The 26564-nt window shown below is 70.5% G+C and carries 14 protein-coding genes; 11 read left to right on the top strand and 3 right to left on the bottom strand.

The features are described 5' to 3' along the window. Window positions 1-7: 7 nt before the first annotated feature. Entirely contained in the window at window positions 8-1693 is a 1686-nt protein-coding gene (locus BLR90_RS15170) for a ribonuclease J (protein ID WP_091026062.1), read from the top strand. A 72-nt stretch (window positions 1694-1765) separates the two neighbouring features. Here BLR90_RS15170 and BLR90_RS15165 read toward each other — a convergent pair whose 3' ends face one another. Continuing rightward, window positions 1766-4888: a M4 family metallopeptidase gene (locus BLR90_RS15165; RefSeq protein ID WP_091026061.1), complete on the bottom strand. Its 3123-nt coding sequence runs from the start codon at window positions 4886-4888 to the stop codon at window positions 1766-1768. 247 nt (window positions 4889-5135) lie between these two features. On the opposite strand from BLR90_RS15165, the gene BLR90_RS15160 reads away from it, so the two are divergent. From BLR90_RS15160 to BLR90_RS15150, 3 genes are all read left to right on the top strand, one after another. Beyond that, window positions 5136-7757, top strand: coding sequence for a DNA translocase FtsK (locus BLR90_RS15160; protein WP_091026060.1), 2622 nt, complete (start codon window positions 5136-5138; stop codon window positions 7755-7757). A gap of 5 nt (window positions 7758-7762) precedes the next feature. Continuing rightward, window positions 7763-9424, top strand: coding sequence for a helix-turn-helix domain-containing protein (locus tag BLR90_RS21305; RefSeq protein ID WP_218029397.1), 1662 nt, complete (start codon window positions 7763-7765; stop codon window positions 9422-9424). Between the two features lie 108 nt (window positions 9425-9532). Beyond that, window positions 9533-11878: a hypothetical protein gene (locus tag BLR90_RS15150; RefSeq protein ID WP_091026059.1), complete on the top strand. Its 2346-nt coding sequence runs from the start codon at window positions 9533-9535 to the stop codon at window positions 11876-11878. Window positions 11879-11890: 12 nt separating this feature from the next. On the opposite strand, the gene BLR90_RS15145 is transcribed toward BLR90_RS15150, so the two are convergent. Both BLR90_RS15145 and BLR90_RS15140 read right to left on the bottom strand, forming a co-directional pair. Beyond that, window positions 11891-12559 (bottom strand): response regulator, encoded by a 669-nt coding sequence (locus BLR90_RS15145; protein WP_091026058.1) that lies wholly within the window; start codon window positions 12557-12559, stop codon window positions 11891-11893. Next, a complete protein-coding gene (locus BLR90_RS15140; protein WP_091026057.1) occupies window positions 12547-14190 on the bottom strand; it encodes a sensor histidine kinase in 1644 nt (547 codons plus the stop codon). The genes BLR90_RS15145 and BLR90_RS15140 overlap by 13 nt, the downstream gene beginning before the upstream one ends. A 65-nt stretch (window positions 14191-14255) precedes the next feature. On the opposite strand from BLR90_RS15140, the gene BLR90_RS15135 reads away from it, so the two are divergent. From BLR90_RS15135 to BLR90_RS15105, 7 genes are all read left to right on the top strand, one after another. Next, the gene (locus BLR90_RS15135; protein WP_091026056.1) at window positions 14256-15221 is read left to right on the top strand and encodes a Bug family tripartite tricarboxylate transporter substrate binding protein; all 966 of its coding nucleotides are present in this window, start codon (window positions 14256-14258) and stop codon (window positions 15219-15221) included. Beyond that, a complete protein-coding gene (locus BLR90_RS15130; protein ID WP_091026055.1) occupies window positions 15218-15727 on the top strand; it encodes a tripartite tricarboxylate transporter TctB family protein in 510 nt (169 codons plus the stop codon). The genes BLR90_RS15135 and BLR90_RS15130 overlap by 4 nt, the downstream gene beginning before the upstream one ends. Continuing rightward, window positions 15727-17259, top strand: a complete 1533-nt coding sequence (locus tag BLR90_RS15125) for a tripartite tricarboxylate transporter permease (RefSeq protein WP_091026054.1) — start codon at window positions 15727-15729, stop codon at window positions 17257-17259. The genes BLR90_RS15130 and BLR90_RS15125 overlap by 1 nt, the downstream gene beginning before the upstream one ends. After that, window positions 17256-17681, top strand: a complete 426-nt coding sequence (locus tag BLR90_RS15120) for a universal stress protein (protein ID WP_091026053.1) — start codon at window positions 17256-17258, stop codon at window positions 17679-17681. Before BLR90_RS15125 ends, BLR90_RS15120 begins: the two co-directional genes overlap by 4 nt. A 48-nt stretch (window positions 17682-17729) precedes the next feature. Beyond that, window positions 17730-19223 carry a 30S ribosomal protein S12 methylthiotransferase RimO gene (rimO, locus tag BLR90_RS15115; RefSeq protein ID WP_091026052.1) on the top strand — a complete coding sequence of 498 codons (1494 nt, stop codon included), beginning with the start codon at window positions 17730-17732 and terminating at the stop codon, window positions 19221-19223. Then, on the top strand, window positions 19220-19834 hold the full coding sequence (gene pgsA / locus BLR90_RS15110) for a CDP-diacylglycerol--glycerol-3-phosphate 3-phosphatidyltransferase (protein WP_174812363.1): 615 nt from the start codon (window positions 19220-19222) through the stop codon (window positions 19832-19834). Before rimO ends, pgsA begins: the two co-directional genes overlap by 4 nt. A gap of 176 nt (window positions 19835-20010) precedes the next feature. Next, complete coding sequence (locus tag BLR90_RS15105) at window positions 20011-26454, top strand: ExeM/NucH family extracellular endonuclease (protein ID WP_218126872.1); 6444 nt, start codon at window positions 20011-20013, stop codon at window positions 26452-26454. The last annotated feature ends 110 nt before the right edge of the window (window positions 26455-26564 follow it).

Below are 26564 nucleotides of genomic sequence, written 5' to 3'. Positions count from 1 at the left end.
CCCCCACTTGAGCCATCCCCACCCCGAGCTGTCCGCGCCACCGCCACTGGCCGAGGGGGGCCTGCGAGTCATCCCGCTCGGCGGTCTCGGCGAGGTCGGTCGCAACATGACCGTCTTCGAGTACGACGGTCGCCTGCTGATCGTCGACTGCGGGGTGCTCTTCCCCGAGGACCACCACCCGGGGGTCGACCTGATCCTCCCCGACTTCGACCCGATCCGGGACCGGCTCGACGACGTCGAGGCGCTGGTCCTGACGCACGGGCACGAGGACCACATCGGCGCCACGCCGTACCTCCTGCGCGAGCGCGGGGACATCCCGCTGGTGGGCTCCGAGCTCACCCTCGCGCTCCTCGACAGCAAGCTGCGCGAGCACCGGCTCAAGGAGACGGTGCACCACCAGGTCCGCGAGGGCGACCGGATGACGCTCGGCCCGTTCGACCTGGAGTTCATCGCGGTCAACCACTCGATCCCCGACGCCCTGGCGGTGGCGATCCGCACCGGCGCCGGGCTGGTCCTGCACACCGGCGACTTCAAGATGGACCAGCTGCCCCTCGACGGCCGGATCACCGACCTGCGCGCGTTCGCGCGGCTGGGGGAGGAGGGCGTCGACCTCTTCCTCACCGACTCGACCAACGCGGAGACGCCCGGCTTCACCCCCACGGAGAAGTCGATCACCCCGGTCATCGACCAGGTCTTCCGCGACTCCGCGCAGCGGATCATCGTGGCCTGCTTCGCCTCCCACGTGCACCGCGTCCAGCAGGTGCTCGACGCCGCCGTCGCGCACGACCGCAAGGTCGCCTACGTCGGCCGCTCGATGGTCCGCAACATGGCGATCGCCAAGGAGCTCGGCTACCTCACCGTGCCCGCCGGCGTGCTGATCGACGCCAAGGAGCTGCCCACCCTCGCTCCGGAGCGGCAGGTGCTCATCTCCACGGGCTCCCAGGGCGAGCCGATGAGCGCTCTGAGCCGGATCGCCCAGCGTAACCACAACCTCGTGCACATCGAGGCGGGCGACACCGTGCTGCTGGCCTCGAGCCTGATCCCCGGAAACGAGAACGCCGTCTACCGCGTGATCAACGGCCTGGCCCGCTGGGGCGCCAAGGTGGTCCACAAGGGCAACGCGCTGGTCCACGTCAGCGGCCACGCCAGCGCCGGCGAGCTCCTCTACTGCTACAACATCGTCAAGCCGCGCAACGTGCTGCCGGTGCACGGCGAGATCCGCCATCTTCTGGCCAACGCCGACCTCGCCCGGCTGACCGGCGTACCCAACGTCGTGATCGCCGAGGACGGCGTCGTGGTCGACCTGGTCGACGGCGTCGCCGAGATCGCCGGCAAGGTCGCGTGCGGCTACGTCTTCGTCGACGGCAGCTCGGTCGGCGACATCACCGAGTCCGACCTGAAGGACCGCCGGATCCTCGGCGAGGAGGGCTTCATCTCGATCATCGTGGTCGTCGACTCGGTGAGCGGGAAGGTCTCGAGCGGACCGGAGATCCACGCCCGCGGCAACGCGCTCGAGGGGTCGTCGTTCGAGGAGATCAAGCAGCCGATCATCGACGCGCTCGACCGCACGATCGCCGAGGGCAACACCGACGCCTACCAGCTCCAGCAGACCGTACGACGCGTGGTCGGCCGCTGGGTCAACAGCACCCACCGTCGCCGGCCGATGATCATCCCGGTGGTCATCGAGGCCTGAGCGCACTCGCCCCCCGCACGACACGAGGCCCCGCCGGAGCTGTCCGGCGGGGCCTCGCTGCGCGGTGCGTGCCTAGCTGATGCGGACCCTCACCTCGTCGGACGACGCGGCGAACCCCCCGGAGCCGGCGTACCTCACGGTGAGGTCGTGCATGCCCCGGGCAAGACCCCCGACCTGAACGGTCGTGGAGCCCCTCCGGACGACACCCTTGCCGACCAGCTTGGCGCCCTTGAACACCTTGACCACCCCGGTCGGGGCAGCGCCCTCGGAGCCGTCACGCGAGACTTTGACGGCGACCTTGCCGCTGCCGCCAGGCGTGGCCCTGGTGACCGTCTTGGCCTTGCAGATCGAGACCTCGACGTTGTCGACGTACCAGCCGTCGAGCCCGCCGCAGCCGTCACGGCCCATGTCGAAGCGGATCCTGATGTTCTTGCCGGGCGTGGCGCCGGCCTTCTTCAGGTCCACGATCGACGTGCCCCACGAGCCGTGGTTCTCGCCACCGTCGGTGCCGGTGAAGCCCTCCTCGCCCGCGAGCGGGCTGGTGTTGCCAGGAGCGGGCTCCAGCGTGGCGCCGGGTGCGTTGAACACATAGGCCTTGGTCGGGATGACCTCGAAAGGCTTGCCGCCGACGCTGATCTTGACGTTGCCGCCGTCGTAGCCGTACTCGGTTGCCAGGTAGTGCTCGAACGACAGGCGCGGTGACGGGCCGGCCGGGAGCTTGATCGCCGGGCTGGTGATCGAGTCGCGGCTGGAGACGTCCTCGGCGCCACCGGTGCAGCTACCGACGTCGGCCGGGTCCGGACCCTTGACGACCTTCGACGCGTGGGCGCCGGGGGCGTCAGTGACGGACTGCCACGGCAGACCGCTGGCACCTTCGAAGACGACGTCCTGGGTCTTGGTCCAGTCCTTCAGCCCGTCCTCGAACTTCTCCGACCAGGCGACGTCGGTCTTGAACGCCTTGCCGCACAGCCCGGGCGTGTCCTTCGCCAGGAGCGGCTTGAACTCGCACTGTTCTGTCGGGTCGAGCCGGAGCTCCACCGCGTCGCCGACCGACGTCACCGACGCGCAGTCGAGCGCGGTGATGGGCGTGGCCGCCTCCGGGGTGGCGTTGGGCTCGACCGTCACCTTGTTGATCGGGTCGCCCACCAGGTCGGTGCACGACGCGGCCAGGCTGTCGGCCAGGTCGGCGAAGTCAGCGACGGGGAAGAGGTACTCGCTCTGTGCCCGCCAGAAGATGTTCGCTGCCTTGTCCATGCCGATCGCCGGGACGGTGACGCCGTTGTAGGTGCCGCCGTCGACGAGCAGCGCGTAGGCGTGGTTGACCACGCCCGAGTTGCTGTGGACGCCGCCCGAGTCGTCGGGGCTGCACTTGTACTCGACGTCGGACACCTTGCCGGGGTCGCCGTAGCACGTGGGGTTCCACATGTCGCGGATCGCGCCACCGAAGGCGGGGTCGCCCTCGGCCGACAGCCAGCGGTAGGAGTCGTCCTTCGTGGCCTCGTCGATGTCCTTGATCGTGACGTTGACCGGGCCGGCGGCCGACTTGATCTTGGTGCCGTCCTCCTTGCGGATCATGATGCCGTAGATCTCGGCGTCACCCGAGGGCGAGAAGGGTGCCTCGCCGTCGACGTTGTTGCCGATGATGATGCCCTCGGCGCCGGCGTCCTGGGCGTTCTGTGCCTTCGTGGCGAAGGTGCAGCCGCCCCGGTCGACGTAGGCGAAGTTGCCGTCGACCGCGGCGGCGTTGTCGAACGCCGCGCAGCCGTTGGTCGGGCTGCCGTCGGTGGCGTCGTCCTGGGCCACGACGACGTCGGTGGTCACGCCGGTCTTGTTGAAGACCGGGCCGAACGCGGCGGGAGCGGCGTCACAGGCACCCGCGATGTCCGGGGGCGTGTTGATGGTCATGCCCACGGCGCCGCGCGTGTAGGCGGAGCACTGGCCGACGGTGCGGGCAGCGTCAGGGGTCTCGTTGTGGCGGTCGTTGATCTGGTCGACGGTCTCGCCCCAGATGTCCGAGAACGCCTCGTTCATCGCGCCGGACTGCCACTGGTAGATCAGGCCGGAGGTGTACTCGGTGTAGGCGTGGGCCCACTCGTGCGCCACCGTGTCGTCGGAGCTGACGCCGGCGCAGTAGTTGGTGGTCTCGCCGTTCCAGTTGGCGTTGGGGCAGTTGATGGTGGGGTCGTTGTTGACCGTGATCATCTTGGCGCCCGCGGCGTCGTAGGAGTCGCGGCCGAAGGTGTTCTTGAACAGCCAGTAGGCATCGCCCGTGCCCTCGACCTCGTTGCGCTGGTCCACGTCGAGCGAGCCGGGGAAGGCGTCGCCCTCGCTCCACACCAGGGCGTAGTCGACGAAGTCGTCGGTCTCGTCGTCGGGGGTGCCGTTGTCGTCGATAGAGGCTTCGTAGAGCTCACGGTCGAGCGCGTGCGCCAGCATCGAGTAGCGGTTGAGGATCTTGCCGGTGTCGGCGTCGAGGAAGACCATGTCGCGCACGGAGCTCGCGTTGGTCACCTCGACGACCCACGTCAGCACGGCCTTGCCGGTCACGCCGCGGGTGGAGCCGAGGCGGTAGATCATCAGCTCGGTCTCGGCGGCCTTGAGGTCGCCGGTGCTGGCGCGGCCGTCGGGCACACCGGACTTGGCGCGGACGATGTCGACGGCGCGACGCGCGGCCGAGTCGGCCGACAGTCGCGGCGTGATGTCGAGGGAGAGCCCCGGTGCGGCGTAGCCGTTGACGGAGGTCAGGTCGCCCTGCTCGTCGAGGTGCGCCCGGATCTTCGAGCCGAACACCTCCACGCCCCGGTGGCTCTGGACGTAGTCGACGGTCCAGCCGGACGTGGTCGACGAGATCCCGGACTGCGTGAGCTCACCGCGCGCCGCACCGAAGGCGGCGCCGTACTCCGTGAGGTAGGCGGTGGCCTTCTTGGCCGCGGCGGCCGCGGACCCGGCCGCGACCGACGGGAGGAGGTCTCCCTGGCCGTTGGCGCGGATGAAACCGATCTTGCCCGTGGCCCGGTCGGCCGAGAGCCGCACCGAGCCGGTCGCCTCCTCGCGCATCCGCTGCACGAGCGAGTCTCCGGCCGCGTTGGCGGCCGGGGCCGGCGAGTGGCCGAGGGCCGCCGCCGTGAGTCCCGGGGCGGCCGCGAGGCCCGAGCCCAGGAGAACAAGGCTGAGCCCTGTCTTGAGAAACTTCACTAGTTCTTCCCTCCGAGTGGGTTTTATGCGGTGATCAAGTCGTGTGACACACCGAATTGGCACCCTAGGTAGCGATGACCCGGATGGTCCATAGGCGGGGCGGTCATTTCGGGGATTTCCGCTCCGGGCGCCCCGCCGGGGCCGTCCAGGGCCTCTCGGGCCGGTCAGGGGCCTCCGGGAGGAGCCCGCGGGCGACACGCTCCCTGTGATGCAAGTGACTGGTGGGGCTGTGGCCTACTTTGGTCGCATGGCGACCCGTACGTCTTCCCCGCCGGGTTCGCGGAGCAAGAGCACGTCCTCGTCGCGATCCAACAGCGGACGAGGGGGCTCGAGCACCCGAACGCGGAGTGCCCGGAAGTCACCCAGCAGGACCACCCAGGCGAAGAGCCGCGGCCGGACGACGGCCGCCAAGAAGCGCACGCCTGCCAAGCGCCGCCCCGCAGCCCGGCCCGCCCCCCGCGCCGTACGCAGCGGCACCGGTCCGGTCGCCCGTCTCTTCCTGGCCGTCTTCCGCGGCCTCAGCACGGTCTGGCTCGGCATCGCCCACGTTGTCGGCGCCGCTGCCCGCGGGATCGGCCACACCGCGCGTGACCTCGAGCCCGAGCAGCGCCGTGACGGTGCCGGACTGTTCCTCTTCGGTCTTGCCGTCGTCGTCGCCGGTGCCGTGTGGTTCCAGCTCCCCGGCGGGGTCATGGAGGTCGCTCGTACGGCGGTCGCCGGCTCGGTCGGCAAGGTCGGCTGGTTCGTCCCGCTGCTGATCGTCGTCGCCGGCTGGCGGGTCATGCGCGACCCCGTCCGCACCGGACCGGCCGGACGCCAGGTCGTCGGCTGGGCCGCGTTCACGTTCGGCCTGCTCGGCGTGGTCCACATCGCCAACGGCAACCCCCAGCCCACCGCCGGCGACTCCAGCAGCCTCCAGGACGCCGGTGGAGCCGTGGGCTTCGTGGTCTCCTCGCTGCTCCTCGACCTGCTCCAGTCGGAGTACGTCGTGGTGCCGCTGCTGCTGCTCCTCGCCTTCTTCGGCACGCTCGTCATCACCTCCACGCCGCTCTACCGCGTGCCCTCGAGGCTCGCGGCGCTGCGCGACCACGCGCTCGGCCGCCACGCCGAGGACGACGACGCCACACAGCCGATGCGCACCCGCAAGGACCTCGACATCGACCCCGAGATGGGCGACCCCGCCTACGACACACCGGTGGTCGAGGAGAAGCCGCGCCGGCGCCGCAAGGCAGACGCCCTCGACGTGGCCCTCGACGAGGACGCGGGGCTCGGCATCATGGGCGCGCACGACGCGCCCGAGCCCATGCCGGTGCCGGTGGAGGACGAGAAGCACGAGCTGGAGCCGCCTCCGCACACGCCGATCCCGCAGCGCGTCGAGCAGCTGGCGCTGTCCGGCGACATCACCTACTCGCTGCCTGGCAACGAGGTGCTCAAGCCGGGCTCGGTCCACAAGCCGCGCTCCAAGGCCAGCGACGACGTCGTCCACCGCCTCACCCAGGTGATGGAGGAGTTCGGCATCGACGCCCAGGTCACCGGCTACACCCGGGGCCCGACGGTCACCCGCTACGAGGTCGAGGTCGGCCCGGCGGTCAAGGTCGAGAAGGTCACCGCGCTCTCGCGCAACATCGCGTACGCCGTGGCATCCGCCGACGTGCGCATCCTGAGCCCGATCCCCGGCAAGTCCGCCATCGGCATCGAGATCCCCAACCTGGACAAGGAGATCGTCTCCCTCGGCGACGTGCTCCGGTCCAACGCCGCACGCTCCGACCACCACCCGATGGTGGCCGGGCTCGGCAAGGACGTCGAGGGCGGCTTCGTGGTCGCCAACCTCGCGAAGATGCCGCACCTGCTCGTCGCCGGCGCGACCGGCTCGGGCAAGTCGAGCTTCATCAACTCGATGATCACCTCGATCCTGATGCGGTCGACGCCCGACGAGGTGCGGATGATCATGGTCGACCCCAAGCGGGTCGAGCTCAACGCCTACGAGGGTGTGCCGCACCTGATCACCCCGATCATCACCAACCCCAAGAAGGCCGCCGAGGCGCTTCAGTGGGTCGTGCGCGAGATGGACATGCGCTACGACGACCTGGCCAACTTCGGCTTCCGCCACATCGACGACTTCAACAAGGCTGTCCGCGGTGGCAAGGTCGAGGTCCCCCCGGGCAGCGAGCGCGTGCTGACGCCGTACCCCTACCTGCTGGTGATCGTCGACGAGCTCGCCGACCTGATGATGGTCTCGCCGCGCGACGTCGAGGACTCCATCGTCCGCATCACGCAGCTCGCGCGCGCCGCGGGCATCCACCTCGTCCTGGCGACCCAGCGGCCGTCGGTCGACGTGGTCACCGGCCTGATCAAGGCCAACGTGCCGTCGCGGCTGGCGTTCTCGACCTCGTCGCTCGCCGACAGCCGGGTCATCCTCGACCAGCCGGGTGCGGAGAAGCTCGTCGGCCAGGGTGACGGGCTGTTCCTGCCGATGGGTGCGTCCAAGGCCGTGCGTGTGCAGGGCTCCTGGGTGACCGAGGCCGAGATCCACCAGGTCGTCGCGCACTGCAAGTCCCAGCTCGAGCCCAGCTACCGCGAGGACGTCACCGTCGCGGCGGCGAGCAAGCGCGAGATCGACGACGACATCGGCGACGACATGGACCTCGTGGTCCAGGCCATCGAGCTGGTCGTGACGACCCAGTTCGGCTCGACCTCGATGCTGCAGCGCAAGCTGCGGGTCGGCTTCGCCAAGGCGGGCCGGCTGATGGACATCATGGAGAGCAGGGGAGTGGTCGGACCGAGCGAGGGCTCCAAGGCCCGCGACGTGCTGGTCAAGCCCGACGAGCTGGACGCCGTGATCATGACGCTGCAGTCGACGGGGATGTGAGCGAGATGACCGACACCGTGGTGACCACCGACCCGGCCGAGATCGAGGCCGCCGAGGAGTCGTCGACCGTCGAGGTACGACGCCGGGTGCCGCTCGCCGCGGCCCTGGGGCTCGCCGGCTCCGCCGTGGCGATCGCCTACCTCGTGCGTGCCACGAGCACCGGCTCGGTGCTCGACTGGGTGATCTGCGCCGTGATGGCCGCGGTCGGCGGGGTGCAGCTCCTGGCGCTCCTCGACGCCCGCTCACCGCTGCTCGTCGCCGACGAGCTCGGGCTGCGCGTGCGCCGCGGACGGACCTGGCACGGCCTGCCCTGGTCGGACGTCGAGCGGATCGAGCACCTCAAGCCCCGTGGGCCCTTCCGCGACGGCCGCCTGGACGTGTTCGGGGCCGACGGCACCGAGTGGTCGGTGCGGCTCGGCCTCGCCACCAGCGTCCTCGGTGGCGGCGACGACCTCGCCACCACCCTGCTCGAGCGCTCCGACTTCACCGCCGACGTGGTCGAGATCGAGATCGTGCCGCCCGAGCTGCACCACGACGAGCCCGTCGACGAGCTGGACGAGGCACCCGCCGCCTCGGAGGTCGCTGACGACACTGACGACACCGTGGTCGCTGACGACGCGGACGATGCTGCCGACGTGGAGCCCGCGCCGCCGGCCGCCGAGAAGCGCCCCGCCTTCGCCAGCCCCACCCCGAGCCCGCTGCGGGCGCTGATCCGCGCGGCCCGGGCCGAGACGCGGCGCGAGCCGCAGGACGCACCGACCATCGGTGCCACCGCGCTCCGCCTCGACGAGGTCGACGCGGTGCGCCCGCTGCCCGAGGCCGACCAGCTGCGCCGCGACAGCGACGGCCTGGAGGACACGGCCTACTGGGCCGGTGGGCTGTCCGCCGCCGACGAGGACGAGCCCGGCGACGTCACCGTGGTGATCGACGACCTGGCCGCGGTCCCGGTGGCCGACCCCGTGGTCGGACCCGAGCTCGCCGCCGCCCGCACCCGTCTGGGGCTAAGCGTCGACCAGCTCGCCGACCGCACCCGCATCCGTCCACACGTCATCGAGGCGATCGAGGTCGACGACTTCGCTCCATGTGGTGGCGACTTCTACGCCCGCGGCCACCTTCGCACGCTCGCCCGGGTCCTCGGGGTCGACGCGGCGCCACTGCTGACGTCGTACGACGAGCGCTATGCGGACGCCCCCGTCGACCCGCGCCGGGTCTTCGAGGCCGAGCTGGCCACCGGCTTCAACGGCTCCATCCGCGGCACCCGCGGCGGTCCCAACTGGTCGGTGCTCGTGGCGGCCGTGATGGCCGTGGTCCTGGTGTGGTCGATCGCGCGCCTGGTCATGGACGGACCGGTCCCGGTCAACGACGCCCTGCGGCTCAACGGCAGCAGCGGTCCTCAGAACCCGGGTGCCGTCAACGCCGGCCCCAAGGTGCCGTTCGTGCTGACCGCGGTCGGTGGCGGTGCCACGGTCGTGGTGCGCGACGGCGGCGGCAACGTCGTCTACGACGGCACCATCGCGTTCATGCAGAGCGTCGAGCTCGACGTCGTGCCGCCCGTCCGCGTGCAGTCCAGCGACGGTTCGGTGACGGTCACGATGGACGGAAAGGACGAAGGACCGCTCGGTGTCACCGGCCAGGAGGCCCAGGACACCTACGTCGTGCGCGACTGACCGATAACGATCACGCGCGGGCGTCGTTGAGTTGGCGACGTCTCCGAAAGGTCACCCGTGCGCGCGATCCTCCGACTGTTGCTGCCCGTTGTCACTGCCGTTGTCCTCGTGAGCGGCGCCGTGTCCTACGCGGGCACCGACGCGCAGCCCACCGGTCCCTACTCGCAGTCCTACTTCGGCGACGGCAACCTGCCGCCGGGCTGTGTCCGCGACATGAACCTCGACAACCCCGACAACCAGTGCTTCCACATGCGCACCGGCCTCAACGCCCTCGACTCTCCTCAGGTCGACGTCCTGGTGCTGGTGCCGGCCTCGCCGACGGCCGAGCGCGACATGCGCGTCATGCGCCAGTCGGTGGAGATGTGGGAGGGCGGGATCGAGCAGCTCGCCCGGCGGATGGGCCAGCCGTGGCTCACGGAGGTCGACTTCCACATCACCGTCGACGCGCTGAGCGGCGAGTTCACGACGTACCCCCTGGTCGACCCCGAGATCGTCCTGGTGGGCACCAACCCGGTCGGCGGCATCGGCATCGGCATCGACCCGGCGCAGTTCGTCGGCGAGCTCGGCATCTACGACGCTCAGGGCGTCCCGTGCCTGGGCGTCGACAACCCCTTCGACTTCGCGGCCTGGGAGAACCTGCCCGGTTTCGACTCCCACCACGAGGAGCGGTCGGGCACGTACGTCGAGGACTGTGGCGGCGCGGGAGGCAACGTCTGCTTCGCGATCAACGGCGCCATCGACCCGGTGCCGGGTATGACCGAGGTCTTCAGCATGTTCGACCTGGTCAGCCACGAGTTCGGCCACTGCCTCACGGTGGGCCATGTCGGCGACGGCGCCGAGGGCTCCTGGGGCCCGGTCCCGACCAACGACATCATGAGCTACAACGAGGACCCGCCGGGTCTGAGCAAGTGCGTCTCCAGCCTCGATGTCGAGGGCTTCGCGCTGCGGATGAGCGGCTACCTCGACCGTAACGGCGACGGCATGGTCAGCGGGGCCGACAAGCTCCAGGCCAACGACTTCCCCGGTGACGGGCGCAACCCGTTCCAGGTGCAGAGCCCGAGCGACCACATCTATGCCTCGGCCACCGGCTCGCCGACCGACTGCCCGCAGCCCGACGTGGGCGTGCTTCCCGGCTCCCGGGTGAGCTGGGGACCGACGCCGGTGACCACGATGCGTCCGGTGCTCCGCCTCCAGCGCAGCGCGCGGACCCCGGACGGCCGGGTCCGGCTGACCGGCACCGCGGCCTACGTCCCGAAGGGCAAGCAGCCGCAGCGCGCCAACGGCGCGTTCGTGGACCGCAGCGGTGACTCCGACAGTCCCTTCAACGACCTGCGCAAGCTCGACGTCCGGGTCACCAACACCTCGGTCCTGGCCACGATCGACGTCGCGCAGCTCGCGCCGACGTCGGGCGCCACCGGGACCTCGGCCTACAGCCTGATCGTCAACGGCCGGCGGTTCGACTCGACCGGCCCGGCCAGCGTCGGTGCCAACACCTGGGACAACGGCGCCGAGGTCTTCCTCGACGGCGTGAGCGACTGGGACCGCGCGGCCGGCACCGTCACCTTCAAGATCTCGCGGCGCTACCTGGAGTCCTACGGCAACGTCGCGCCCTACTACGTCGGCAGCACCTCGACCGTGCAGAACGCCAAGCGCGTCGTCTACGTCGACGACACCGCGCCGGCCGGCCGGAAGCGGATCGTGGTCACCGGCCGCAAGCTGGTCGAGCTCGACGGCCCCGAACAGGCGTCGCCGCCCACCGGCACCAAGCCCTATTCGGTCTCCTTCCGTGCCGCGGATGGCAACACGTTCGCCGTCGGGCAGACCAACGGCGGGCTCGGCAGCCTGGTGTCCGACCCGCACGTCTTCTCGATGTCGGTGACCTCACCGAGCAAGGTCGAGCTCAGCCTCGACTGGTCGGACCCGGCCTCCGACCTCGACCTGACGGCCCAGGCCGGAGCGGGCGACCCCGTCTACAGCTCCGGGGGCAAGCCCGACACGATCGTGCTCGACCGTGTCCAGGGCCCGATCGACCTCGAGGTCAACCCGACCTTCGTCGGTCCGGCCGGCACGACGTACACGCTGCGGGCCAAGGTCACGCCGATCGGCAAGGACTCCGACCGCGACGGCCTGACCGACCCGGGCGACGCCTGCCCGCGCCTGCGCGGCCCACTGCCCTCGGGCTGCCCCGACGCCGACCACGACGGCGTGCCCAACCGCACGGACCGCTGCGGCCAGGCGCCGGCGGGCACGGCCACGGGCTGCCCCGGTCGTCCGTCGGAGTGGATCAAGGTGCTCGTCGACGGCAAGGTGGTCGAGAAGGTCCGGCTGGACCGCGCCTTCGGCCTCGGGGAGTTCGACCTCAGGCTGCGGGTTCCGCAGGGAGCCCACCGGATCCGGACGATGTGGATAGACCGGTCCGGAGTCCTGGCCTCCGTCGTACGCCGGGTGCGCTGAGCTGATCCGGTCTCACGCCGGGCGGTAGCGACGCTCCGGGCGACCGGCGCCGCCGTACTGGAGGCGGGCCTTCACGGTCCCGAGGCCGGCGTAGTGCTCGAGGTAGCGCCGGGCGCTGACCCGGGAGATGCCGACGACCTCGGCACACTCGGCGGCGGAGAGCTCGGTGCCGTCGGCCAACGCCGCGAGCACCAGGTCGGCCGTCTCCTGGCTCAACCCCTTGGGCAGGACCTCCCGGCCCCCACCGAGCGGGGCGAAGACCGCGTCGATCTCCGCCTGGTCCGCGCCGCCGACACTCGCGAGCGCCCGGTGGGCGCGGCCGAAGGCATCGAGGCGGCTGCGCAGGTCCTCGAACTCGAACGGCTTGACCAGGTAGTGCGCGGCACCTCCGGCCACGGCCGCGCGCACCGTGTCGGCCTCCCGCGCCGCCGTCACCATCATCACGCCGACGTCGTTGCCCGAGCCGCGCAGCTGACGCAGCACCTCGATGCCGTCGGCATCGGGCAGGTGTACGTCGAGCAGCACCAGGTCGGGCCGCAACCTCTCGACCTCGGCGAGGGCCGCGGCTGCGGTGGCCGCGACGCCGACGACCCGGAAGCCGTCGACGCGCTCCACGAAGCGCGAGTGGATCGAGGCCACCATGAAGTCGTCGTCGACGACGAGCACCGTCAGCTCCTCCATCGGGCCACCTCTCGCAGACGCGCGGTGAAGACCGCGCCGCCGTCATTGTGGACCGACACGGAGCCTCCGCGCCGTTCGCACACCACCTGGACCAGAGCCAGCCCGACACCGCGGCCGCTGGCGTCGCTGGGCTTGGTCGAGAACCCCCGGCGGAAGATCTCCTCCACCTTGTCGGCGGGCACACCCGGACCCGAGTCGGCGACCTGGACCACCACCGCGTCCCCGTCGCGGCCGAGCCGGACCTCCACCCGGCCGCCGGCCCCGCGGACCGGTCGGGCCGACACCACGGCCTCGACCGCGTTGTCGACGAGGTTGCCGACGACCGACCCCACGTCGGCCGACAGGTCCGGGTCGAGCCGCGGCAGGACCGTGCCGTCGTGCAGCACGAGCTCCACGTTGCGTTCCGCCGCGAGGCTCACCTTGGCGACGAGGAGAGCGGCCACGGCCGGGTCCTGGACGCGGGCCAGCACCGCGTCGCTGATCTCGGCCCGGCGGCGGCTCAGGGTGCCGATGACCTGCGCGGCGTCGTCGTACTCCCCGAGCTGGAGCAGGCCCGACAGCGTGTGGAGCTGGTTGGAGAACTCGTGGGTCTGCGCCCGCAGGGTCTCGGTGACGCTCTCGCGGGCGCTGAGCTGGCTCTGTAGGGCCAGCAGCTCGGTGCGGTCGCGCAACGTGGTCACGGTGCCGATGACGCGGCCGTCCTGGACGACCTGGTTGCGGTTGAGGACGAGCACCCGGCCGCCCACGACCAGGGGTGCGTCCCGCACCTCCTCCGCGCCGACCAGCAGCTCCACCACCCGCGGCGGCAGGGAGAGGTCGGTCACCGGGCGGCCGTGGCTGTCGGCGGGCAGGTCGAGCAGGTCCCGGGCGCTGTCGCTGGCCAGCAGGATCCGGCCGTCGGGGCCGACCGCGACGAGACCTTCGCGGATCGAGGTCAGCAGCGCCTCGCGCTGGTCGGCGAGGGCCGCGATCTCGGCCGGCTCCAGGCCACGGGTGCGGCGCCGGATCAGCCGGGAGAGCAGCAGCGAGCCGGCCACGCCCAGCACCAGGCCGATGCCGAGGAAGAGCACGAGGTCGTCGAACGTGCGACCGAGCCGCTCGGTGAGCGGCGGGTAGTCCTCGGTGACGACCACGATGCCGACCAGGGTGCCCGCCGGCGGCCCGCCCTCCTCGTCGTCGTTGTCCGAGAGGATCGGCACGGTCGCCGCGATGGCGGTGCGGCCCCGGTCGGTGATGTCCCCGGTCCACGACCGCGTCTCGAGGGCGTCGCCGCTGCCGAGGTCGACGGACTCACCGGTGCGGTTGGGGTCGGTGCCGAAGACCACGACCCCGTCGGGGTCGGTCACGTAGACGGCCGAGGCGCCGACGTCGTCGGCCCGCTGCTGGGCGTAGAACGCGATCGCGGCACGGTTGTCGCGCTGCTCCATCGCCTCCCGTACGGCGTCGGTGCTGGCGAGGCTCTCCGCGGTGGCGGAGAGCCGGGCGCCGCGGGTGTCACGGAAGTCGGCCTCGCTCTGCCGCACCGAGACCACGCTGGCGACCGCCACGACGACCACCAGCACGGCCAGCTGGAGCAGCAGGAACTGCCCGGCCAGGCTCAGCCTGCCGGCGCGACGCAGACGTGACCACAAGTTCCACAACCTCCTTTGGTTACCCAAGCGTGACGGACGACACAGTGCGGGGCGAGTCTGGGCCCATGAAGGCACTCACGATCGTCGCGCTGGCCCTGGCCCTGTCCGCGTGCGGGGTGACCCGCGGAGACGACAGCCAGGACATCGCAATGTGGATCCCGAACAGCCCGGGTGGCGGCTACGACCAGACGGGTCGCGCCGCCGTTGGCGTGATCGAGGGCGAGCAGATCATCGACGGCACCATGGAGGTCACCAACATCCTCGGTGCCGGCGGCTCGGTGGCCCTCACGCGGCTGATGGGGGAGGAGGGCAACGACCACCTCCTGATGACGGTCGGTCTCGGCGTGGTCGGCTCGGCGTACTCCTTCGCCCTGGACTACAAGCTCACCGATGCGACCCCGATCGCCCAGCTGATCGAGGACCAGGAAGGCGTCCTGGTCCCGGCGGACTCACCGTTCAAGACCATCGACGACCTGGTCGCGGCCTGGGAGGACGACCCCGGAGGCGTCGTCATCGGTGGCGGCTCCAGCCCGGGCGGCCCCGACCACCTGTTCCCGATGCAGCTCGCCGAAGCCGTCGGGGTCGAGCCCTCAGAGCTCCGCTACGTCCCGTACGACGGCGGCGGCCCGCTGACCACGGCCCTGCTCGGCAACAAGATCCAGGTCGGCTTCTCGGGGCTCGGCGAGTTCGAGGGCCAGATCGCCGCCGGTGAGCTGCGGGTGCTGGCGGTCTCCGGCGAGGAGCGCCTCACAGGGGAGTCGGTCAAGGACATCCCCACCCTCACCGAGTCGGGCATCGACCTGGTGTTCACCAACTGGCGCGGCATCCTCGCGCCGCCGGGGATCTCCGACGAGCGTCGCGACGAGCTGATCGCCTACGTGGAGGAGATGCACGGCACCCCCGAGTGGGAGGCCGCCCTGGAGAAGAACGGCTGGATCGACGAGTTCAAGACCGGCGACGAGTTCGGAGACTTCCTGGAGGACCAGGACGCCCGCGTCGCCTCGACCCTGGAGGAGGTCGGGCTGCTGTGAGCACCCACCACGTCGAAGACACACACGCACAGCGCGACCTCGCCCAGCTCGGCCTCGCGGCCGTGCTCGGCGTCATCGGGCTGGTCACCCTCTGGGACACCAGCCGGCTCGAGGTCGGCTTCGCCGACCCGGTCGGGCCCAAGGTCTTCCCCTACGTCATCGGCTCGGTCATGGTCGTGCTGGCCGTCGCCCTGGTGTTCTCGGCACTGGCCGGTGGCCGCGGCGAGGTCGAGGGCGGTGAGGACGTCGACCTCGAACAGCGCGCCGACTGGGTCACCGTCGCCCGTCTCGTGGGCGTCCTGGTCGTCACCGTCGTGACGGTCGACCTCCTGGGCTGGGCCATCTCCGGCGCCGTGCTGTTCGCCGGTGCTGCCTGGTCCCTCGGCAGCCGCACCGTCATCCGCGACGTCATCGTGGGCGTCGTGCTGGCGGTGGGCAGCTGGTACGGCTTCCACGAAGGCCTCGGCATCCCTCTCACTCCCGGCATCCTGGACGGAATCCTCTGATGGGCGACCTCGACCTGCTCTGGGGCGGGCTGCAAGCAGCCGTCACCCCCGAGAACCTCATGTACGCCGCGATCGGCGTGCTGCTCGGCACCTTCGTCGGCGTGCTCCCGGGCATCGGCCCGGCGATGGCCGTCGCGCTGCTGCTGCCGGTGACGTTCGGCCTCGAGCCGACCTCGGCGTTCATCATGTTCGCCGGCATCTACTACGGCGGCATGTACGGCGGCTCGACCACGTCGATCCTGCTCAACACACCAGGGGAGTCGGCGTCGGTGATGACGGCGCTCGAGGGCAACAAGATGGCCAAGGCGGGGCGCGCCGCCCAGGCGCTCGCCACCGCGGCGATCGGGTCGTTCATCGCCGGCACCATCGGCACCCTCCTGGTCGCGCTCTTCGCGCCGATGCTCGCCGACGTGGCCGTCGACATCGGGGCGCCGTCGTACGTCGCGATCATCGTGCTGGCCCTGGTGATGACGTCCACCGTGCTCGGCAGCTCGCGACTGCGTGGCCTGGTGGCGCTGTTCCTCGGCCTCTCGATCGGCCTCGTCGGGCTCGACCTCAACACCGGCCAGCCGCGGCTCAGCTTCGGCGTGCCGCAGCTCGTGGACCGTCTCGACATCGTCGTGGTGGCCGTCGGCATCTTCGCCCTGGGCGAGGCCATGTGGGTCGCCGCGCACCTCCGCCGCAACCCGCTCCAGATCATCCCCGTGGGTCGGCCCTGGATGGGCCGCGAGGACTGGCGGCGATCGTGGAAGCCATGGCTGCGAGGCACGGCGGTCGGGTTCCCGTTCGGTGCGATCCCCGCGGGCGGTGCGGAGATCCCGACGTTCCTGTCCTACGTGACCGAGCGCAAGCTCGCCCGCGACCAGGGCGAGTTCGGCAAGGGTGCGATCGAGGGCGTCGCCGGTCCCGAGGCGGCCAACAACGCCTCGGCCGCCGGCATGTTCGTCCCGCTGCTGGCGCTCGGCGTCCCCGTGACGGCGACCGCCTCGGTGATGCTCGCCGCGCTCGAGGGCTACGGCATCCAGCCCGGGCCACAGCTCATGACCGAGCAGTCCGACCTCGTCTGGACGCTGCTCGCCAGCCTGCTCATCGGCAACACCCTGCTGCTGGTGCTCAACCTGCCGCTGGCGCCGCTGTGGGCCAAGCTGCTGCAGATCCCGCGGCCCCAGCTCTACGCCGGCATCCTGTTCTTCGCCTGCCTGGGGGCCTACAGCGTCAACCTGGACCCGTTCGACATCGCCCTGCTGCTGGCCTTCGGTCTGCTCGGCCTCGCGATGCGCCGCTTCGGGCTGCCGGTGCTGCCCTTGATCCTCGGCGTCATCCTCGGGCCGATCCTGGAGACCAAGCTCCGTGAGGCACTGGCGATCTCCGACGGTGCCTACTCCAGCCTGCTGGGCGAGCCGCTCGCGGTCGTCGTCTACGTGATCCTGGCGCTGGCCCTGGTCCTGCGCCTGGTCCTCGCGCGGGTCCGGCCCGCGGGGTTCGAGCCGGACGACATCGACGTACGCGACGAAGAGAAGGTGAACCGATGAGCTGGATCGTGGTCGGGTGGACTCCCGACGAGTTCGGACAGGTCGCGGTGGAGCACGCCACCGCCGAGGCGGCCCTCGACGGCAGCGGGGTGATCCTCGTCAACGCCAGCAAGGGCGACAAGCTCGTCGACCTGCGCTTCGCCAGCGGCGACCAGCTCGAGGAGGTACGCCGCACCCTCGCGGCCGCGCTCCCCGGCGGTGACGACGTGGTCCAGGTGCGGCAGGTGGTGGCCCAGGACGTCGCAGAGGCGGTGCTCGCCGTCGCCGCCGAGGTGGACGCCACCCTCATCGTGCTCGGCATCCGACGCCGTACGCCCGTGGGCAAGCTGCTGATGGGCAGCGTGGCGCAGCGGGTCATCCTGGACGCCGAGTGCCCCGTGCTCGCGGTGAAGCCGGGCACCCGCCCCCGCTACGCTCACTGACGCCGTTTCGCCTCGGTCGCGCCCGGGCCGTCATACTCGGAGGCGACTATGACGACCCACACGACGACTCCCGCCCCCGAGCTGCTCTCGGTAGCGATGGTGACCCTTGGCTGTGCCCGCAACGAGGTCGACTCCGAGGAGCTCGCCGGTCGCCTCGAGGCTGACGGCTTCCGGCTCGTGGACGACCCCAGCGAGGCCGACACGGTCCTGGTCAACACCTGTGGCTTCGTCGAGGCGGCCAAGAAGGACTCCGTCGACACCCTGCTCCAGGCCGCCGACCTCAAGGCCTCGGCCAACCACGGCGGCCGCGCCCAGGCCGTCGTGGCTGTGGGCTGCCTCGCCGAGCGTTACGGCAAGGAGCTGGCCGACTCGCTGCCGGAGACCGACGCGGTGCTCGGCTTTGACGACTACCCCGACATCGCCGCGCGACTGCGTTCGATCGTCGCGGGGGAGCAGCACGAGGCGCACACCCCTCAGGACCGCCGGCTCCTGTTGCCGATCTCCCCGGTCGACCGGGCCGCCTCGACCGTCGCGGTCCCCGGCCACGGCGCCGCCGCCGACACCACGACCGTTGGCCTGGGCGGGCCGGCGACCGGCCCCCGCGCCGTACGCCGACGCCTCGACGCCGGGCCGATGGCCGCGCTCAAGCTGGCCAGCGGCTGTGACCGCCGCTGCTCGTTCTGCGCGATCCCTTCCTTCCGTGGCTCGTTCGTCAGCCGTCGGCCGAGCGACGTCATCGCGGAGGGCCGATGGCTGGCCGAGCAGGGCGTCCGTGAGCTGTTCCTGGTCAGCGAGAACTCCACGTCCTACGGCAAGGACCTCGGCGACCTGCGCCTGCTCGAGACGCTGCTGCCCGAGCTCACCGCGATCGACGGCGTCGGCCGCGTGCGCGTCTCCTACCTCCAGCCCGCCGAGACGCGGCCCGGGCTGATCGAGGCGATCGCCACGACGCCCGGCGTCGCCGCCTACTACGACCTCTCCTTCCAGCACGCCAGTGCGACCGTGCTACGCCGGATGCGTCGCTTCGGCGACCCCGAGAGCTTTTTGGGACTACTCGCGAGCATCCGGGCCCTCGCCCCCGAGGCGGGTGTCCGCTCCAACGTCATCGTCGGCTTCCCCGGCGAGACCGAGCAGGACCTCGAGACGCTGTGTGACTTCCTGGTCGCGGCGCGGATGGACGTCACCGGGGTGTTCGGCTACTCCGACGAGGACGGCACCGAGGCGGCGTCGTACGACGGCAAGCTCGACGAGGACGAGGTGCGGGCGCGTCTCGAGCACGTCAGCGGCCTGGTCGAGGAGCTCAACGCGCAGCGCGCCGAGGAGCGCCTGGGCGAGGAGGTGCTGGTGCTCGTGGAGTCGCTCGACGACGACGTCGCCCCAGGGCAGGCAGAGGGCCGCGGCGCTCACCAGGGACCCGAGGTCGACGGCACCACCACCGTTACCGACCTCCCCGCCGGCGTCCGCGTGGGCGACCTGGTCCGCGCCCGGGTCGTCGCGACGGAGGGCGTCGACCTTGTCGCCGAAGGGGTTGTGGGTCCATGAGCACCGTCGACCCCCAGATGTCCACCGGCTCCAACTGGAACCTGCCCAACGCGCTGACCACCCTGCGGATCCTCATGGTCCCGTTCTTCGGCTGGGCGCTCCTGGTCGACGGCGGCGACTCGGTCCTGTGGCGCTGCGTGGCCTACGCCCTCTTCATCGCCGCCATGGTCACGGACAAGATCGACGGCGACATCGCCCGGTCCCGCAACCTGGTGACCAACTTCGGCAAGATCGCAGACCCGATCGCGGACAAGGCGATCACCGGGATGGCGTTCATCGGGCTGTCCATCGTGGGCGACATCTGGTGGTGGGTCACGATCCTGGTCCTGCTCCGCGAGTGGAGCGTGACGCTGCTGCGGCTGTCGGTCCTCAAGCATGTCGTGATCGCCGCCGCCCAGAGCGGCAAGATCAAGACCGTGCTCCAGGCGGTCGCCCTCGGCGGGCTCACGCTGCCCCTGCGCCAGCTCGACGGGGCACTCGACGTACCGGGCGACGTGCTCTTCTACGCTTCCCAGGTGCTCCTGGCAGGCGCCGTGGCGATGACCATGTGGTCGGGCTACGAGTTCTTCCGCGACGTTCGCCTCGCCCGAAAGGCGATGCGCGCCGCCTGATCATCCAGCGTTGATCAATTCTTAACCCAAAGGCTCCGTTCGCAGGAGTTCTTCGGGTTAGGGTCCTCAGTCTGTGGTCATTTCGCCTTCCCCCGGCGCCCACTCTTCTTGAGTTTCTCGGACCCCTCTGAGCGGCTCGTCGATCCCTTGTCGTGCCCTGTGAAAGGTCCCCTCCGTTGTCTGTCTTGTCGTTCGCCACCCGCGGAGGGGCCAGCCGGCGCCCGGCCGTCGCCGCCGCCCTGCTTGGTCTCGTCACCGCGCCGCTCGCCCTCGGGTTCAGTGCCCCGGCGCAGGCGTCTGTGTCCACCAAGATCAGCAGCTTCCCCTACACGCAGAACTGGTCGACCCTGACCCCGACCAGCACCTGGGCGGACTTCCCCGGCGTGGAGGGGTTCAACCCCGGGACCAGCATCTCCGCCAGCAACGCGTCGAACTCCACGGACGTGGGCACCCTGACGGCCGAGGGGACCCTCACCTCCAACCTGGTGATGAGCACGGGCACCACGGCGCCGAACACCGTCTCCACCGGCGGCGTCCTGGCGTTCCCCAACATCCCGGACAAGACCGTCGCCCTGAGCGCCACCGGCACGATCACCACGCCGCTACTGGTGTTCCACCTCGACACCACCGGCCGCGACAGCCTCGCCGTCGCCTACGACATCCAGGACCTCGACAGCGGCACCGACAACCAGCCCACCCGCGTCGCGCTTCAATACCGCGTGGGCACCTCGGGCGCCTACACCAACGTCCCGGCTGCCTACGTCGCCGACGCCACGGTCGTCAGCAACTCCACGGTCGTCTCCACCGCCGTGTCGGCCGTGCTGCCGGCCGCCGTCGACAACCAGTCGGACGTCTACCTCCGCGTCATCACCATCGACAACGCCTCCGGTTCCAACGAGCACATCGGCATCGACAACATCTCCATCACGGAAGCCGGACCGCAGCCGTTGAGCGCGACCGACCCCGCCGACCTGACGGTCGACGAGGGCGCGCCGATCCCGACGATCACGCTCGGGGCCGCGGGAGGCACTGCGCCCTACAGCTGGGAGTTCACCGGCCTGCCGGCCGGTATCACCGAGACCAGCGACGGGGTGCTCGAGGGCACCCCCACCGAGGCCGGCGACTCCACGGTCACCGCCACGGTCACCGACTCCACCACGCCGAGTGCCGGCACTGCCTCCGTCGAGTTCACGATCACCGTCGAGGGACTGGCCCCGGCCTTCACCATCGCCGAGATCCAGGGCGCCGGGGGCTCCAGCACCATGCCGGGTGACCGCGTCCGCACCACTGGCGTCGTCATCGGGTCCTACCCCGGTGGCAGTGGGCTGGAGGGCTTCTACCTGCAGACCCCGGGAGCGGACACCACGCCCGGCGCCTCGGACGGCATCTTCGTCTACACCGCCAGCCGGGCCACCCCGGCGGTGGGCAGCTCGGTGCAGGTCACCGGCCTCGTGGAGGAGAGCTTCGGCCTCACCCGCCTTGTCACCTCCCGGGCGAGCCAGCTGCTCACGGTCGCCGACCTGGGCGAGGTCGTTCCGCTCGACCAGCTCCCGGGGGCCGACTGCGCCGAGGGCGAGTGCCTGACCGGTTCCGCGCTGGCTGACGCGCGTGAGGACCACGAGAGCGAGCTCTTCCTCCCGACCGCCCCCTTCACGGTCACCGACGCCTACGACGGGTCCGTCGGCAACTCCAGCAGCATGTTCGGCGAGTTCAGCCTGGCCGCCAACTCCGTGGAGCCGCTGTACGTCCCGCTGGAGCGGGCCCGCCCGGGCAGCGCGCGAGCGGCCGACATCGCTGAGTACAACGCCGCCCACCGGGTGGCCCTCGATGACGGCTCCAACACCAACTACTCGTCCAGCACCGGCCTCGGCTACCCGTGGCTGACGCCGACCAACACCGTGCGTGCCGGTGCCGCCGTGAGCTTCGTGCGGCCGGTCGTCTTCGACTTCCGGTTCGGTCTGTGGCGACTGCAGCCCGAGCAGCCCATCCCCGCCGGCAACGACGGCAGCGACTGGGTCGAGTTCGAGCAGGACCGCCCGGCGGCTCCCGACGACGTCCTCGGCGCTGACGGCGACCTGAAGATCGCCACCTTCAACATGCTCAACTACTTCAACACCACCGGTGAGCAGTGGGCGGGCAGCGACGGCAACGGGGTCACCGTGGCCCCGCGCCGGTGCACGTTCTACAGCGACCGCGCGTCCAACCGCATCACCAACAACGACTGCGTCCAGGACGCCGTCGACCCGCTCACCGGGCTCGACGTCGACCTCCCCGGTCCGCGCGGGGCTGCCACCCAGGTGAGCTTCGAGCGCCAGGAGGACAAGATCCTCGCGGCGATCAACACCCTGGACGCCGACATCATGTCGCTCGAGGAGATCGAGAACTCGATCAAGCTCTACGACCCGGCGATCTCCCCGGGGATCCCCGCCGACGCCGACCGTGACGACGCCATCCGCAGGCTGGTGCAGGAGCTCAACGCAGCATGGCTGGCCGGGCACGTGGGCGAGACGAACCGCTGGGCCTACGTCCCGTCGCCGCGCCCCGAGGCTCAGCCTACGAAGACAGAGCAGGACGCGATCCGGTCCGGCTTCATCTACGACCCCAACACGGTCGAGGCCGTCGGTCGGTCGCGGATCCTCACCAACGCCCCCGCGATGCGCAACGCTCGCGAGCCGCTCGCTCAGGCCTTCAAGCCGCTGGGTGGTGGCCGGGCCGACCGGTTCGGCGTGATCGTCAACCACTTCAAGTCCAAGGGCGGCCCGACGGCTCCGGCGACCGTCAACGGCGACAACGTCGACACCGGCGACGGTGCGGGCTCCTACAACGGTGACCGCAAGCGTCAGGCCGCTGCCCTCGTGGCGTTCGCCGACCAGTTCGCAGCCGACCAGGGCATCGGCCCGATGTTCCTCACCGGTGACTTCAACGCCTACTCCATGGAGGACCCGGTCCAGGTCATCAAGGACGCCGGGTACGACGACCTGCACGCGAGCAACGGCGAGACGTCGTACTTCTTCGGTGGACTGGCCGGCTCGCTCGACCATGTCTTCGCCAACGAGGAGGCGCACGCGATGGTGACCGGCCAGACGGTCTGGCCCATCAACGCCAACGAGACGGTGTTCTACGAGTACAGCCGGTTCAACTCCAACGTCACCAACCTCTACAACACCAGCCCGTTCCGCAGCTCCGACCACAACCCCGAGATCGTCGGCATCGAGGTCGGCGACCTGACCCCGGACCCCGACCTGGACGTCGTGCAGGTGCTGGCCACCAACGACTTCCACGGCCGGCTCCTGGCGACCGAGGGCGGTCCCGAGGCCGGCGCCGCGTCGCTCGCCGGTGCGGTCAAGCAGCTCCGGGTGGAGAACCCCGACACGGTGTTCGCCGCGGCGGGTGACCTCGTCGGTGGTTCGACGTTCGAGTCGCTGATCCAGAACGACAAGCCGACCATCGACGCCCTCAACGAGGCCGGTCTCGAGGTGTCCGCAGCGGGCAACCACGAGTTCGACCAGGGTTACGACGACCTGGTCAACCGGATCATGGCGGACTACGACGCGACCGAGAACCCCCAGGGCGGTGCGGCGTGGCAGTACATCGCCGGCAACGTCCGGCTCCGGGACACGCTGGAGCCGGCGCTGGACGAGACCTGGTACAGCGAGCTCGGCGACGGCCGCACGGTCGGCTTCGTCGGCGCGGTGACCGAGGACCTGCCGGCCCTGGTGGCCGCAGGCGGCATCGAGGAGATCGTCGTCCAGGACATCGTCGCCTCGGTCAACCGCGACGCCGAGACCCTGCGGTCCGCCGGCGGCTGCGGCGAGGTCGACGGCTGTGACCTGGTGGTCATGCTGGTCCACGAGGGGGCCGCGAGCACCTCGTACGACGCGGTCACCGACGGGTCCACGTTCGCCGACATCGTCGCGGGGGCGAGCGCCGACATCGACGCCATCGTCTCCGGGCACACGCACCTGGCCTACAACCACAAGGTTCCCGTCCAGGAGTGGCTTACCGAGGGCCGTGCGGTCACCGCGCGTCCCGTGGTCTCGGCCGGCCAGTACGGCGCCAAACTCAACCGTCTCGAGTTCCAGTTCCTGCCCGGTACCGAGACGCTGGTGGACATCCGCCAGACCATCGTCAACCTCAACGACTACGAGGCCGACCCGAACACCCAGGCGATCGTGACCAGCGCCGTGAACTTCGCGGCCGCGCAGGGCAACGTCCCGCTCGGAGACATCGAGGGCCCGTTCCAACGTGCCCGCCGCACCGACCCGGACAACGGCAACGCCTCCGTGGAGAACCGCGGTGGCGAGTCGACGCTCGGCAACCTGGTCGCGGAGATCCAGCGCTGGAAGACCGATGCCGCCATCGGGTTCATGAACCCGGGTGGTCTGCGTGCGGACCTGTTGGGCAGCCTCACGTCCCCCCGGGTCGTGAACTACCGCCAGGCCGCCGATGTCCAGCCGTTCGCCAACACACTGGTGACGATGGACCTCACCGGTGCGCAGATCAAGACGATCCTCGAGCAGCAGTGGCAGCGTGATGCCGACGGCAACATCCCGTCGCGTCCGTTCCTCCGGCTGGGCACCTCCGACGGGTTCACGTTCACCTACGACCCCAACCGCGAGGAAGGCGACCGGATCACCGGCATGCAGCTCGACGGGTCCGAGCTGGACGCTGGCGAGTCCTACCGGGTCGCGACGACGTCGTTCCTGGCGTCGGGGACGGGCGACAACTTCTGGGGCTTCTCGGAGGCGACTGCCAAGCAGGACACCGGCAAGACCGACCTGCAGGCCGTGGTCGACTATCTGGCGGAGTTCGCCCCGCACGCAGAGGACGTCCTGCCCGTCGACTACCGCCAGCACGCCGTGGGGGTCGCCTTCGCGGGTGGCGCTCCGTCGGCGGAGTACGAGCCGGGTGACCCGCTCGTCTTCACCCTGTCCTCGCTGGCCATGACCGGCCCGGGCGACGTGCAGGACACCCAGGTCGAGGTCTTCCTCGACGAGACGTCGCTCGGTGTCTTCGGAGCCATCGACAACACGTCGCAGACCCTGCCGTTCGACGAGGCCGGCAAGCTGACCGTCAACACGGTCATCCCGTCCGGTGCCCAGGACGGGCCGGCGATGATCACCGTCGTCGGCCTCACCACCGGTACCGAGGTGGAGGTGCCGGTCGAGCTCAGCGACGGGCTGCCGAACACCAATGTGTTCGCCGATCCGCTGGTGATGACGTACGGCCAGCCCTCCAGCCTCGAGGTGACGCTCGACCAGGAGGCCGCCACTGGGACCGTGACGCTGTACACCGACTCGTTGGTCACGCTGGCCACGGCGCCGGTGAGCAACGGCTCGGCCAGCATCCCGCTCTCGGCCGGCATCCTGCCGGTCGGCATACACGGGCTCCGGTTGGTCTACTCCGGCGACGGCGGCTACTCCGGGGACGAGGCCCCGGTGACCATCGTCGTCAACAAGGCGACGCCGACCATCACGGCGTCCCCCGACCCGGCGTTCATCAACATCAACACCCAGACGTCGGACATCCACGTGACCGTCTCAGGCACCGGGGTCAGCCCCGGCGGCACCGTCACCGCCATGGTCGACGGCAACGTGCTCGACACCGAGACGCTGTCGGGTGGAGCAGCCACGCTCACCGTTGGTCCGTTCACGACGGTCGGTCCCAAGACCGTGACGATCACGTACGCCGGCGACCCGACGACGGCGTCCGGCACGACGACGACGCAGGTCACCGCGACCGAGGTCGTCGTCGACCCGGAGGAGCCGGTGGTCACCACCACGACCGCTACGGCGTCCCCGATGGTCTACGGCACGGCGGGTCAGGTTCAGGTGAACGTGCAGTCCACCGAACCGACGTCCGGCTCGGTCCAGCTGACCGAGGGCAGCACGGTGATCGGCAGCAGCAACGTCGCGGCCGACGGCACGGCGACCATCGCGATCGCCGGCACCGCACTGTCGGTGGGCACCCACGGTCTGACCGTGGCCTACCTCGGTGACACCGCCAACGTGCCCTCCCAGGGCTCCGTCACGATGACCGTCAGCAAGGCCGGTTCCGCCACCCAGGCGGCCGTCAGCCCCGCGGAGGTCGTGGTCCGCCAGGGCCGCGCCAGCGTCTCGGCCTCGGTCTCGGCCGACGGCTACACTCCGACCGGCAGTGTCCAGATCCGGATCAACGGTGAGGTCGTCGCGACGCGCTCGCTGACCAGCGGCTCGGTCTTCGCGCTGCTGGCGCCGTTCGAGTCGGTCGGTCCGCACAACGTGAGCGTCGTCTACCTCGGCGACGCCAACACCGAGGGCAGCCAGGCCGGTGCCGGGACCGTCCGCGTGGTCAAGGCGACGCCGCAGATGACCGTGACCAGGAGCCCGAACAAGGTCCGGGTCAACCGGACCGAGGTCCGGCTCAGGGTCGCGGTGGAGGCCGACGGCCAGGTCGTGACCGGCCGGGTACGCGTCAGCTTCGGTGACCGCACGTGGAGCGAGATGCTGTCGGGCGAGCGCGCCGTCATCGTGCTGCCGGAGTTCCGGACCAGGGGAGAGAAGACCGTCACTGTCGAGTACCTCGGCAGCGCTCTCGCCGAGGAGGTCACCAAGCGCGTGACCTTCAAGGTGGTCCGCTAATACCACACGACCGCGAGGGGCCGGCGCCTACGGCGCCGGCCCCTCCGGCGCGCTCATCGTCCGTCGATCGTCCCCGATGACGACAAGATCTCCGGCGAACCGACTTCATC

This window comes from Nocardioides szechwanensis (assembly GCF_900103935.1).
In the GTDB taxonomy this organism is placed as follows: Bacteria; Actinomycetota; Actinomycetes; order Propionibacteriales; family Nocardioidaceae; genus Nocardioides; species Nocardioides szechwanensis.
The sequence above is the reverse complement of the archived record's forward strand: the minus strand, read 5'-3'. Positions and strand labels throughout refer to the sequence as shown.

Bases quoted from the DNA above. Each gene is read 5' to 3' on its own strand.
- BLR90_RS15135 (WP_091026056.1), top strand. From the start codon at position 14,256: ATGAAGGCACTCACGATCGTCGCGCTGGCCCTGGCCCTGTCCGCGTGC.
- BLR90_RS15125 (WP_091026054.1), top strand. From the start codon at position 15,727: ATGGGCGACCTCGACCTGCTCTGGGGCGGGCTGCAAGCAGCCGTCACC.
- BLR90_RS21305 (WP_218029397.1), top strand. From the start codon at position 7,763: ATGACCGACACCGTGGTGACCACCGACCCGGCCGAGATCGAGGCCGCC.
- BLR90_RS15160 (WP_091026060.1), top strand. From the start codon at position 5,136: ATGGCGACCCGTACGTCTTCCCCGCCGGGTTCGCGGAGCAAGAGCACG.
- BLR90_RS15145 (WP_091026058.1), bottom strand. From the start codon at position 12,559: ATGGAGGAGCTGACGGTGCTCGTCGTCGACGACGACTTCATGGTGGCC.
- rimO (WP_091026052.1), top strand. From the start codon at position 17,730: ATGACGACCCACACGACGACTCCCGCCCCCGAGCTGCTCTCGGTAGCG.
- pgsA (WP_174812363.1), top strand. From the start codon at position 19,220: ATGAGCACCGTCGACCCCCAGATGTCCACCGGCTCCAACTGGAACCTG.
- BLR90_RS15120 (WP_091026053.1), top strand. From the start codon at position 17,256: ATGAGCTGGATCGTGGTCGGGTGGACTCCCGACGAGTTCGGACAGGTC.